The organism is Anaerocolumna xylanovorans DSM 12503, assembly GCF_900143645.1.
GTDB classification, from domain to species: domain Bacteria; phylum Bacillota; class Clostridia; order Lachnospirales; family Lachnospiraceae; genus Anaerocolumna; species Anaerocolumna xylanovorans.
Genome location: NZ_FRFD01000015.1, coordinates 63,240 through 75,518 on the forward strand (window position 1 = coordinate 63,240; position 12,279 = coordinate 75,518).

The following is a 12,279-nucleotide window of genomic DNA, read 5'->3' on the forward strand; positions in this document are numbered from 1 at the left end:
TAATGGTAGATTATACTATTAATCTGTGACTTATACAAGCTTTCTGCATTTTTGATTATTCTAAAATTCTTTTACTTTAAATAAATATACCTCTCTGGAGAAAGCCAGTTCGTCCGAATTATTAATTGAAACCGGTTGGTTCTTTTCTACTTTCTGTCCATTTACAAAGGTCCCGTTGGTGGAACCTAAGTCCGTAAGAAACACTTCTTCCTCTCTTATAATCAGCACCGCATGAAGCCTGCTTACGCTGCCTTCTTTTAAGGTCAGCTGGTTGCGGTTCTTATCCTTCCCTATATAGAAAGGGAAATCTTTAATGGGAATATCCGCAGAGTTTTCCTTATCTTTCGCTATAAGGTAATAGGAAGGCTCCGTAGGCTTAACATATATAACTTCGGTCTTATCCTCTTCTTCCAGCAGTTGCGTAGCAAATTCATCCTTTTCATATACAGTTTTCTTTTCTATTACAGCACTTTTTTTATTATCATTCTTTAATCCGCTGCCTTTATTCTCTGCATAAGCCATCTTACTTTCTGTTGGATTATTTTCTTCATATATTAATTTTGTCACCATTTTTGTACTCTTCATCTTAGGGTCAAACAATTTGGAAAATACATATCCCACCAAACATACCATCACTGCAATTCCTGCCATTGCCTTTACCGCATCGGTCTCTCCCATTTCATTAGATAATATACCGTTCTTATAAAGGATTAATAAAACACCAAACCCAACAGCTGCTGCAACTCCTGCCATTATGTAAGTCTGTATTTCATAGTAACTTACTTCCTCCTGCTTTTCATATTCACCGGGGAGATTTACTTCTGTTTCTGCCTTGTCATTTCCAGGACTTTTTGTCTCCTGCAAAAGCGAAATCTTCTTTACTTTAATTTCCTGGTGGTCATGGTCATATGCCTTTAATATGTCTTTTAATTTATGGAGAGTAGTATTCTTTTCCCTGCTCTCCTTATAGAGTGCATATATTAATAGCACCAGCGGCTCCTCCTTATAATCCGCCTTGTTCATGATAAATTCAAATAAAACCGCCAGCTGGTTTACGATATTTTCCCCATAGCCCGGAAAATAACATAGCCAAATATCTTCTAACCCTTCCTTTAAAAAGAGGTATTCCGGATAAATCAAAAAATCATCCTGCTCCAAAAAATATTCCATGCTGCTATCGATGGTTTGAAAGATTCCTCCCAAAAGTTTCTTTACCTCTGGAAAATGAAATATTTTATTCTTATATATATTTTCAACCGTTTTTAAATCCGTTACATCATAATAAAAAAGCTCTATGTTGTCAATGCTTCTGATTTCTGTCCTTAATAGTCCGGGAATCGTATACTGTGCCAGCATTTTATTCTTGTAGCTTTTTTCACAGCCCTCTCCTTTTAGAACCAGATAGTTGCTCTTCCTATCTTTTATATATTCTTTTTCCGGTCTGATACCTGCTTCTTCCATGAGTGCCTCCTTTATCCTATTGCAATATGCCAATTGATTTTTGCAGTGTTTTCAGTATACTGTCCGCTCCCGGCAGTTCTTTTGCACTATCCGTCGCAACCTGAAAGACCCGGATGAATTCCTCGTTATTGTCAAAGCTCTTTTCTTCCTCATAAATAAATTTGGTTCCGCCGCTTTTTAAAAATTCCTCAATTCCTCTTATTGGCATATCGAATCCATAATTTACGCTGGCGGTTATCTCTTCTCCCTTTATTTCAACAGTAACGCTGTATATGCGGGCAAACATTACTTTCTCTGTTATTGTATTCTGAAGTGCTGTTTTCATAGAGGCTGCTTCTTCACTGTTATCATACAACGGACGAAAGATTCCTTCCTCCAGATAGCTTTCATAGTCTATCTCCCCCGTAACCGGGTCTGCGCACTTTTTTGCTGCCTTTTCTCCATTAAGAACAGTAAGGTGAACCTTTCCTTCAATTACTGCCTTGTCATGAAGCAGAAAACAGGTATAAAGAAGTGCAGTTATTATAAATAGAATTAGCGGAAACAAAACTGCCGCTTCCAGGGTATAGCTGCCGTCTGTTTTTCTTTTCATAATAGAAACAGCCCTCCAAGATAGGATAGAAACACAAAAGGTATAAAGGGTATGGTATCCTTCTTTCCTGCTCGTTTTAAAACCAAAAGAACCAAAGATACAACAGCAGCAAGGGTAAGACTATAAAAAAGTAAGTTTAGATTATCCCGAAAGCCAAGGCACAACCCGGTTATACATAAAATGATTCCGTCCCCCAACCCTATCTGCCCTCTAATCAGCTTACTTAAAAGCAGCACCAATAACCCTATCACAAATCCTAATAGACGGCTTGGAACAGACAGTTCTCCTGTCACTGCAAAAAATACTGCAAGCACAACCCCTCCTGCGGCTAATATGGCTGCGGATATCTTCTTTTCCTTAAAATCCTGCCATCCGCATAAAAGAAGCCACAAGCCCATTAATATTTCTGATAATACCTTCATCTTTATACCCATGCTCCTTTCTTGACTTCCTTTTTTGTTTCTCATACCTGTTTCATCATTGTTTTTATTTCTTTTTCTTTTGGCACCTTTTACACAGACCTCTGCTGCCTGCCTCTGAAAGTGGGATTTTAAGTACTGTCCTTTTTAAAGCACTGCAATTGATATCCCCATGGTACCGGTCACCCGTATCGGTAATATAGACTGTTCCGGAAGTTTGTCTCATATTTTTGCATAACTCACAGGGATAATATTTACCGCCGGAAAGATTACGAAGATTCCCTATATTCGAAAAATAAGTTTCTCTTACAGAAATCTTTAAGTAGGTGCAATCCTCCCACAGATGGTACACGCTTCCGTTCTCCGTAATATATACATATCCGGTATCTTCCTCTTCGGCATTTTCCTCCTTCGTATCAGGATAATATCCGTTCCAGCCTCTCAATGTAACTCTTTGCAGGATAAAGAAATCATTTATCGCAAACAGTGTGACAGGCGGTTTGAGGTAATAGGAAAGAATAATATCTATACGATCATCCTCGCCCATAAAATCTGACAGATAAGTAGATACACCCTCCATTCCGCCTTCTATAATAGACTTATTGATATAGTCCTCCTCTACATAATCCGAGAGCTTAAGATGAAAATAAGCTGCATTAATACTCTTTGTAACAAGAAGATCCTTTAAGGTATCCGAAAGCTTGTTCTCACTGTCTTCTGGTTCCGCACCGGCAGCTTCACCGGAAAATTCTGTATTCCTTTTACCGCTGTCCTTGACAGAATCCTCTTTCCCTTCGTAATCCTTTATGTACTGATAGACATACCCATACCTGGCAATGTTAAGACCTTCCTTTGTGATTGCCTGCTGGAGCATGTCATGTAAATGGTATATCTGAAAAAAATACATGACTGCTATCATAGCATAAAGAAACAAGGGAAATACCAATGCACACTCTACCGTTAAGGAACCTTTACAGTTGCGTTTATTCTTCCTATGTACCATCTGGTATTTTCCTTCCTCATAAAGCGAACAGGGATATCCGCCTTTATAGATAGTGGATGATGCTTCCCGGAGAGAGATTGCTTCTTTATTTTGAAGACGGATATCCCTGTCCACTTTATGTTAATGCTAAACCGTTAGATAACGGAAAGCACTCAATATACATACCCTTTCTTTATATGATAGCGGTATACCCCATCTGTCAGTTCTTTGTCCCCGGTAATAAAAGGGAAATCAATAAATCTGCTTTCCATCTGAAACTCTCCCTCTGCTTCAAAGCCTGCCAGACAGTTTTTGATACAAAAGTTATCACCGTATTCCGCCCGCAGATTTTCCTGAATAAGGTCCAGAGAATGATAAGTCTTACTCTCCTTATTTTTTAAGAACAAAAATATATCCAGATAGGTTTCATAATCTGCGCAGCCAAATCCTCCATCCTCCTTTATCTTGGAGGCTTTCTCTAAAATTCTTTCTTTCGTCAGTCCGAAAATATCGGTAAGAGCTAAGGAAAAATCTTTTTTCTGCTTGATGATTGGTACACTTTTACCGGAAAATATAGCTGCCGTATCCACAAGAGCTTCACAAAATCCCCAGGTTACAATAATTACATACTTCACCGCCTCGATAATGGCAGGCATCCCGGTAAAGCCTACAAAGCCTGCTGCCATCACCTGCGCTTCTTCCCTGCTCTTTGTATCCGCAAGGAGTATTATGGTATCCGCAAGGCTTCTTAGAAGCACTATTTTATTTACCACACCTTTCAGATTATCCGAGTCTTTTTCTTCTCCGCATAATATGTATTCTTTTTCATAGCTTAGAACCTTCTTGCCGTTCTTTGGCCCTTTCATATAGTCGTCAAAATGCTCTTTGATATATTCGAGATATAAGATATTATTTAATATATCTGCCCCCTGCCCTTTCAAATCAAAAACAGACTTTAAGGAAGAAAACACAGGGGAATATATCCCCTTCTTGCTATCAAGACCAAATTCTTTGGCAGGTTTACCTTCATCTTCTTCCATCCCTGCTGTATTCATAATGCCGGAGGGAAGCTCTTTCGTATCAATCTTATTCTTTGAAACCGTATCCGTATCTTCAATTACCAGCTCCATTAGTCCGTTATCAATAATTTTATTCAGTCCCTTAAAAAAGGAACCGCTGTCCTTTGGCTTCATGCAGCCGGAATAAGAAAATTTAAGCGGACTAAAATCAAGACTGTTTACACATTCTTCATAGGTCCCTAAACTGTTCTCATAGGCCTGCCAGGAAGCTTTATCCGAGGTCAGGGATAATTTATGCTGTTTAAAAAACTCTTCTATAGCAGCCTTATTCGAAGAAATGCAAACTTCCATTCCGTCAAAGTCATACTGAAGTGCTCCGTCTGTATCAGATTCTGCTGGCTCAAGATCTCCCGGGATATTTTCAGAAGCCTCACCTCCCATTTCTTCCTTGTATTTCTTTAAGCTTTCTCCATACTTTGCAGCCTCCGCTTTCGCTTTTTCGCTAAGAGGTTCCATCTCATCCAATATCCTAAGGGCTTCCTCAATCGGCCCTGTTTCAGCCTTAAGAATACTTTCCAGATGCTCTCCGCCCATATTAAGATTCTCTATCAGCCCTTCTTCTTCCTTTTTATAATTCTCTATCTCTTCCTGTACCGCTGCAATTTCATCAGCATGCTTTTTCTTCTCCTTCTTGGTGTATTTGGAGGTATCGGCACTTTGCAGCGCCTTTAGCCTGTTACTTGCTTCTTCCCGCTTTCGGGGGCAATTATAAAGGCTTTGTAATTCGCCTCTTATTCCATCTAACTCTGTAAGCGGATTCAGATAATGGCCCCGTACCGATTGAAACAGCCAGTCATTGTCTATACCAAGGCTGTTTCTATCAACTGTTTCCGTCCATAGTTTCTTTACAAAGCTGCCTTTTATCTTAGCCATATCCCCTTCGGTTTTTATTCCATGCTTCTTCATTTCAAAGCCGTCTATGGCTTCCATAAGCTTAAGCACCTTGCCTTCAAGCTCTGCTTCTGTCTCTTGGGCATCCTGCTTCTGTTCTAAAATTTCTCCTGTTTTGCCTGTCCCTTCCATGATTTTAAGTTTCTCTAAAAGGCTTTTAACTCCATTTTCCGGAACCTTATATTTCATGTACTCGGATGCCTGCTTTGCAAACAGCTCTCCATCTTTGTCCAAAAGGGTCTGCGTTCGTGTAATATCAATTTTTTCTGTCTTAATGCCATAAGGTTGAAAGGAGAACGGAAGGCTTACGGGAAGCTCATCCATGTCCTTTCCCGGGTTAAAGGTATAGTCCATATATTCTTTCAGTTTGTCTGTTAACATATTGTAATCTGCATCCTTTGAGCCAAATCCGGTATCCAGGCCAAATACATGATATTCTTCAAACAACGGGCCATAGTACCCGGCAAATGCAGAATCCATGGAGGTATCAAAAGCCCTGTCCGCCATGACATGCCCGCTTTCAAGTCTTACGGCTTCTTCCGTCGTAAGAATGAGTGCCAGTACAGCAAGCAATATGATACTTAAGAATACGGTAATAACACCACTTTCCTTCTTTTTCACTTTGTAGTCCCCTCCTAATAAAAGGTTCCGGCATCTTTGGTTATTTTTCCCACCACTTTATTAACAACATCTGCTATAGCATCTCTGAAAATTATCACCAGGCCGATTAATACCACCAGAATCAATACCACTTCCACTACTCCTACTCCATCTTCTTCAACTAGAAATTCCTTTAATAGATTCATGTTCTTTTCCTTTCTTATTCCGTTATTTCTAATATTCTGTTATAGCTGAAAGGAGGACATCGCCGGTACCAGTATAATTACCATAACCAGGGCAAGCATTATCACCATAGGAATCAACAGCTTGGTGCCTGCTTCTTCTCCCGCCTTCTTTGCCGCTTCCTTTCTTTCCTCAAATGCCTTAAGAGTCTCCGCTTCCAGTATTCTTATAAAATCCGGAGAACCTTTTTGGATATTTTGCGCAAGGAGTGTACTAAACCGAAGGTATGGCATTAGCTTTACCCTCCTTCCAAATTCTTCGTAAGCTGTACTTTCGGATACTCCCATCTTAAGCTCTTTTACCGTATATGCCATTTCCTCAAAGGCATACTTCTTATCTCCACCCTTTTTCCAGTAATCCTCTGCAATCTTTATCCAGGCATTTGATATGGACATACCTGCGTTTACAAGAAGCAAAAATTTATTAATGATGCCAGGATAATCAAGCAGCAGTTCCTTATTCCTCTTTTCTGCCTTTATGGATACCTCTCTGTTTGTTAATGGGATACTTAAGCCAGCTGCTAAAAGCCCAAGCAGGAACAACTTCACTGCACCATTATTTTTTTCTTCCTGCCAGCTGACTGCGTAGCCGGGTATACCTTCCGGCAGGCTCAAACGTTTTTCATACCGGCTGTCTTTATCTTTTTCCTTTAAGGCATCTTTAAGCTCTTTTACTGCATTTTCTTCCTCTGTATAGGCCTTGGGCTGTACTATAAAGGCTCTGGTAAGAATTATGCTTCTATCCTGTAAGGTCAGCTTGGCAGTAACCTCTATCAGCTCCTTCTCCTTTAGTTCTTCATTATGTATACTCCCGTCATTTCCAAGAACCTTTGTGTCATTGCCTGACCAGTTCACCTTAATCTTCGTATCCGGGATACTTTTGGGGAAATATAAGGAGGAATTGATGGAATCAGCCGATTTGTTCTCTTTAAGGATATTTTTATCAAGATAGGCAATGCCCTTATCAAATTCTTTTTCTATTTCTTCTCCGGTTAAGCTTTCCGTAGAGACAGGTACCTCAAGCTCCTTATGAAGCAGCCTTCCGGCAGCATCCTTCATCAACGCTGTCAAGGTGGCGGATGTATCCTCTTCCTTCCAGGACGGCCTTTGAAGATATCTTCCTTCAATTAATTTCCCTCCTTCTTTATTGATACTGCCAAAAAAAGCCATTGCATCAAAAAGAAGGAACAGCAAAAGGGCCAGCGCAAGCATTTTGCCTCTGTGTATGCGTACTGTTTTTTCTGCATTCTCTCCAACATACAAGGCCTTTAATTTATCTTTTATCTCCTGGTTCGCAAAAGATTTCTTAGCACTCACCGGAATTATTTTATTCTTTTTAAGAAAACCGCCTGCTTTATCCTGCAGGAAAAATGCTAATGGATATAAAAACAGCAGCGGATGATCCTTTTTTGAAAGAGTGCCAACTAACTCTTTCTCATAATTTCTTACTGATAAAGCCAAAAAGGAAAACAAGATAATAATTATTCCCAGAATAATTGTCATAAAAGTAACCACACCCTTTCCAAAGCACCTATACCCGAATGTCTGTCAGCCTCTTTGTGACCCTGATAATTCCATAATAGACGGCAAGTACTGCTGTCATAATAAATACTCCCAAGAAGTTTCCATAGAGGGGGTCAAGAAATCCCGGTGATGATATTCTAAAATAACAGATAATCCCACAGGGCATAATATTCATAATTTTTGCTTCCAGGCGTTTTCCTGAAATCAGAGTCTGAATCTCCCTTTCGACCTCAATTTTCTCACTTATGGTCTTTTCCGTACTTCGCATAATACGTATACTATCTCCGCCGGTCCGTTTCGCTGTGCGAAAAACCTCTGCAAAATTCTTAATATCCTCCACATCACTCCTTTCACCCAAATCACTTAAAATATCCTCTGTATTCTGATTCATATAAATCTTGTTCACAATTGTTTCGAATTCCGGTATAATCAGGGAACCCTCCCCATACATCTGCCTTAAGTCTATGAGCGCCTGATGAAAAGCATTTTCAATGGAATAACCTGTATTTAAAGCAGCAATCAGGCTTAAAAGCGCATCTTTAAATTCTGTATTCAACTGCCATTTTCTCTTGTGGATATACTCTGCTTTTTTTCCTTTTACATAGATAAATACGAATGGGAGAAGCAAAAGAACTCCAATAAGGCTATTGTAAAAAAGAAAACCAAAGAAGGTACAGAAAATAATTCCTTGAAAGATCAACATGAATAGTTCTTTTTTGCTGTACTGGTATATATTATAATTTTCAATCACCCTGGACCCTTTCTCTTTACGGTACATCATAATAGTACCGTTATAACAATGGTGTGTATAAACTACACTATAATCCGGCAGCTTTTAACTTATCCTGGTTCTTAAGGACATTGCCGGTTGGTTTTAAATTCCCAAGCACTTTTCCCCTTCCATCCTCGCCGGTCTCTTCAAAGCTGTAAAGCTTGTTCAGCTGTATCTCCCCTCCTTTCATATTCAGCACCTCTGTAATCTCAAGAACTTTTCTGGATTTATCCCTTAGTCTTCCAAGGTGTATCATAATGTCAATTGCCGAAGACACCTGCTGCCTTACTGCCATCAATGGGATGTCTGCTCCCATTAGTACCAGGGTTTCCAGTCTGCTTAGCATATCGGCCGTTGAATTAGCATGTCCGGTAGAAAGAGAGCCGTCATGCCCGCTGTTCATAGCCTGTAAGAGGTCAAGGGCTGCCTCGTCCCTTACTTCTCCGAGGATAATTCTGTTTGGCCTCATGCGCAGGCTGGTCTTAATAAGCTGCCTTATACTTACCTCATTCCTTCCCTCTACGTTGGCATTTCGCACCTCAAGCCTTATGAGATTGGGAATATTTCTAATCTGAAGTTCTGCAGAGTCTTCAATGGTAATCACTCTTTCGTCAGAAGGAATATAGTTAGACAAAACATTTAGAAACGTAGTCTTTCCGGAGCCTGTTCCTCCGCTGATAAAAATATTGTAACCGGCCTGTACAAGTTTTTTTAGGAATTCTGCCGTTTCCCTGGTTACAGAACCAATCTGTATCAGCTGTTCCACCGTAATAGGCTTTTCGGGAAACTTACGGATGGTTATCACAGGGCCTTCCAGAGATATGGGTGGTAATACGATATTTACTCTGGACCCATCCTTAAGACGGGTATCAACGATAGGATTGGACTCGTTTACAATTCGGTTTGTCTTGGCAACAATTTGCTGAATAATATCTTCCAACCTCTTCTCTGATTCAAACCCCTTCTTCCAGGGAAATATTGCTCCTGCTTTTTCTACAAAGATGTTTTTATAACCATTTATCATGATCTCTGTAATCTGCGGATCTTCTATAAGCTCCTGAAGCACATCCAGCCTTCGAATCGAGTTAAATACCTCTTTTCTTAGCTCATTTTTCTCCTTAAGAGTAATAAACTCCTCTCTGCCCTTACGAAGGAGCAGTTCATCCACTGTCTCCAGAATTTCTTCGTCCTCTACCTCACGGGTTAAATCAATACGCCGCCTTACTTCTTCAATTAGTTCCTGTTTTTTCATACTAGCTCCTTTAAGAGGCAGTCCTCATAGCTGTTTGCCTTCTCCTTTCCCACTCTGATTATAACTATTTTTTGAAGCAGTTCTTCGTAACCTGCCCATTTTAGCTGCAGAAAAAAGTTAGCAAGCTGTTCTTCATTTAGCCTGTCCTCCTCTGATACAAGATAAACCACAGAGCTTTCCTGAAGCACCTTTATGGATGCTTGTGTAAAGATTCCAATATCAAAAAGAACCGTATCATATTCCCAACTTGAGAGAAGCACAAACCAGTTGCTTACGTCTTCTGCCGTTAACTCATAAAGATCTGTTCCAAAGGAAACGCCCTTGATGTATTCAAAGTTTTCCCTTATGTTTACATATTCTTTTCCTTTCCTTACCAGTCCGGGTGCATTCTGTTTCAGATAATAGATAAATTCCGACAGTCCTGTTTCCCCTTCCTGTATTCTTAATTCTTTCAAAAGAGGATAGGCTAAAAAAGTGATAAAAAGAGTCTTTTTTTCTTCGCATTTTTCATTCCACAGGGACAAGGAAAATCCCTGGCTTAGTTTGCCTGGATTCAAGGAAATAACACTGATAATTTCTTTTTCCAGAGTATGTGCCCCTGTATTTCTTAGGGCACCCTCCGGCAGCAGCTCTCTTAATTCCTTCAAAATAGCCTCTCCCGGCTGGTACTTATAAATTGTATGTAGGGAAGATTTTTTCTCCGGTATGGGAACCGGTGTAAGCAGCACCAGATGACTGCAGTATGCCGCCATACTCTCCGCTTCCGGTGTTTCTTCTGCCAATAGAAGGATATCTGCCGTTTCAGCCTTTAGAAATTCCTTCAAGGTCTCTTCCTTTGTAAAAAGCTTGATTTGGAATAGTCCGGGGGCTTTACTTTTCAGATAATCTGCCAGATGCCTTAAATATTCCATATCCTTATCATAGATAGCAAGCGTCTTGTACAATTTATCTCCTTTCTGTATGAAAACTCCTAATGCATATCGCAAGCTTACTTGCCTTACCGCCCAAATAAGAAGCTTTAGAAATGCATCGCATTTTTAAACTATATCTATAGGAAAAGAAAGAGGAAAGAAAATCCGGGACAATAAACGGTAAGCAGTTTTGCAGCTACAAACCCTATGAGAATCGAAGCTGAAAAATGGATAGCCCCTTCTCTCTTATCAGTATTGCTATCGTAATAATGATACCAGTGCGGCTTCTTTTCTTTCATCGCCTTTGCCACGTACAGCTTATGCATATAAAGTTTTAAGGTAAGGATTCTTTTTTGGAATTGTTTTTTTCGAATAATTAAGATAACAGAAAATATGGCTGCTGCCAGAAATGATAAAATGATTGTTTGGATACCAAATGCCGCTCCATAAAAGCCTCCGATAACGGAAAACAGCTTTATATCACCGGCTCCCACTGCTCTGATAAAAAATAAAGGAAACAAAAGTGCAAACGGGAAAAAAATTCCCGAAAACCAAGATAAGATACTTCCCCATCCATGCCCTGCTATATATAAAACAAGACTCGCCATAAGACCTAGGGCTATCAGATAATTCGGTATCTTATAAGACTTAAAATCCTCTCTTACTGCTGCCAGGAGAAGAAAGATAATACAAAGGAATTTGTAGTCGATAGACTTCACCTCTTTGCTTTATAAGATGACATCATCTTACACCCGTTTGTATTATTTTGTCAACGAAAGAAGCAAAAGAAATGTAAATTCATTACATTACCTAAATTTTTTCGAAATCTTTGTAACTTTTTACCTTTCTTTCTCCTGAAGCGTAAATATATCCTGCACTCATACCTTCCTAGATTGCTATGTAAAATGAAAGTATGCTGCTGTCCCATACAATAGCAAAAATCCAGGCAATCCTAAAAGGCCTACCACCAGTGCATTTAAACTATTGACCCCAACTCCTAATGTAATATGACTGCTTGCTAAAATGGTATTAAGCAGATAAATTCCAAGCAAACCAAGGCATATTCTAAGAATAAAATTTACAATAAGGTCAAAGCGGCTTTTTAAAAAGCCAATCAAAAATAAAAAGACACAGATTGCCAAAATAGCCGCCAGGAAATACCATTTCGTCCCCATACAATTCCTTTCTGAAAATTAGCATATTTTTCTATCTAATGAAGTATATTCCGGTAATTCCGTGACTATACTATAAATAACCTATTTCTTATATAAGCCATAAAGGGCGGAATGGAGCAATTATGAAATTATTTGCAAAAAGAAAGAGGCAAGATAACACGGCACTGCTAAATGAGATTCAAATGACAAAACTTGCTCTGGAATCTGCTTATTCCAATTTTGAGAATGTGGTAGATCCTGATTTAATCGACTGCTATATTTATGAAGTGAATGCTGTCCAAAAACGATATAAATTTCTTTTAAAACAAGCTAAAATGCTGGAAGATGACTGCGGCGTTATTTAACCAATGAAACAAAATACCTTATTATAGAGAAAGGA

The 12,279-nt window shown here is 39.4% G+C and carries 13 protein-coding genes; 1 reads left to right on the plus strand and 12 read right to left on the minus strand.

The genetic code is table 11. The annotated features are described in order from the left end of the window. Positions 1 to 60 precede the first annotated feature (60 nt). From BUF11_RS21575 to BUF11_RS21630, 12 genes are all read right to left on the minus strand, one after another. Positions 61 to 1,461 carry a DUF6382 domain-containing protein gene (locus BUF11_RS21575; RefSeq protein WP_073590956.1) on the minus strand — a complete coding sequence of 467 codons (1,401 nt, stop codon included), beginning with the start codon at positions 1,459 to 1,461 and terminating at the stop codon, positions 61 to 63. A gap of 16 nt (positions 1,462 to 1,477) precedes the next feature. Further along, positions 1,478 to 2,053 (minus strand): TadE family protein, encoded by a 576-nt coding sequence (locus BUF11_RS21580; RefSeq protein ID WP_073590957.1) that lies wholly within the window; start codon positions 2,051 to 2,053, stop codon positions 1,478 to 1,480. Next, the gene (locus tag BUF11_RS21585; RefSeq protein ID WP_175562123.1) at positions 2,050 to 2,475 is read right to left on the minus strand and encodes a prepilin peptidase; all 426 of its coding nucleotides are present in this window, start codon (positions 2,473 to 2,475) and stop codon (positions 2,050 to 2,052) included. The genes BUF11_RS21580 and BUF11_RS21585 overlap by 4 nt, the downstream gene beginning before the upstream one ends. Before the next feature lie 64 nt (positions 2,476 to 2,539). Next, positions 2,540 to 3,589, minus strand: coding sequence for a TadE/TadG family type IV pilus assembly protein (locus BUF11_RS21590; protein WP_073590959.1), 1,050 nt, complete (start codon positions 3,587 to 3,589; stop codon positions 2,540 to 2,542). 38 nt (positions 3,590 to 3,627) lie between these two features. Further along, positions 3,628 to 6,045: a DUF5702 domain-containing protein gene (locus tag BUF11_RS21595; protein ID WP_073590960.1), complete on the minus strand. Its 2,418-nt coding sequence runs from the start codon at positions 6,043 to 6,045 to the stop codon at positions 3,628 to 3,630. A gap of 14 nt (positions 6,046 to 6,059) precedes the next feature. Then, positions 6,060 to 6,230, minus strand: a complete 171-nt coding sequence (locus tag BUF11_RS21600; RefSeq protein ID WP_073590961.1) for a Flp1 family type IVb pilin — start codon at positions 6,228 to 6,230, stop codon at positions 6,060 to 6,062. A gap of 39 nt (positions 6,231 to 6,269) precedes the next feature. Continuing rightward, the gene (locus BUF11_RS21605; RefSeq protein ID WP_073590962.1) at positions 6,270 to 7,769 is read right to left on the minus strand and encodes a type II secretion system F family protein; all 1,500 of its coding nucleotides are present in this window, start codon (positions 7,767 to 7,769) and stop codon (positions 6,270 to 6,272) included. 28 nt (positions 7,770 to 7,797) lie between these two features. After that, the gene (locus BUF11_RS21610; protein ID WP_175562124.1) at positions 7,798 to 8,346 is read right to left on the minus strand and encodes a type II secretion system F family protein; all 549 of its coding nucleotides are present in this window, start codon (positions 8,344 to 8,346) and stop codon (positions 7,798 to 7,800) included. Positions 8,347 to 8,608: 262 nt separating this feature from the next. Continuing rightward, positions 8,609 to 9,814 carry a CpaF family protein gene (locus tag BUF11_RS21615; protein WP_073590963.1) on the minus strand — a complete coding sequence of 402 codons (1,206 nt, stop codon included), beginning with the start codon at positions 9,812 to 9,814 and terminating at the stop codon, positions 8,609 to 8,611. After that, on the minus strand, positions 9,811 to 10,758 hold the full coding sequence (locus tag BUF11_RS21620) for a hypothetical protein (RefSeq protein ID WP_073590964.1): 948 nt from the start codon (positions 10,756 to 10,758) through the stop codon (positions 9,811 to 9,813). The genes BUF11_RS21615 and BUF11_RS21620 overlap by 4 nt, the downstream gene beginning before the upstream one ends. A gap of 104 nt (positions 10,759 to 10,862) precedes the next feature. Next, complete coding sequence (locus BUF11_RS21625; RefSeq protein ID WP_073590965.1) at positions 10,863 to 11,444, minus strand: A24 family peptidase; 582 nt, start codon at positions 11,442 to 11,444, stop codon at positions 10,863 to 10,865. A gap of 177 nt (positions 11,445 to 11,621) precedes the next feature. Continuing rightward, complete coding sequence (locus BUF11_RS21630) at positions 11,622 to 11,900, minus strand: pro-sigmaK processing inhibitor BofA family protein (protein WP_084558814.1); 279 nt, start codon at positions 11,898 to 11,900, stop codon at positions 11,622 to 11,624. Between the two features lie 122 nt (positions 11,901 to 12,022). On the opposite strand from BUF11_RS21630, the gene BUF11_RS21635 reads away from it, so the two are divergent. Next, complete coding sequence (locus BUF11_RS21635; RefSeq protein WP_073590966.1) at positions 12,023 to 12,244, plus strand: YaaL family protein; 222 nt, start codon at positions 12,023 to 12,025, stop codon at positions 12,242 to 12,244. Positions 12,245 to 12,279: the final 35 nt, after the last annotated feature.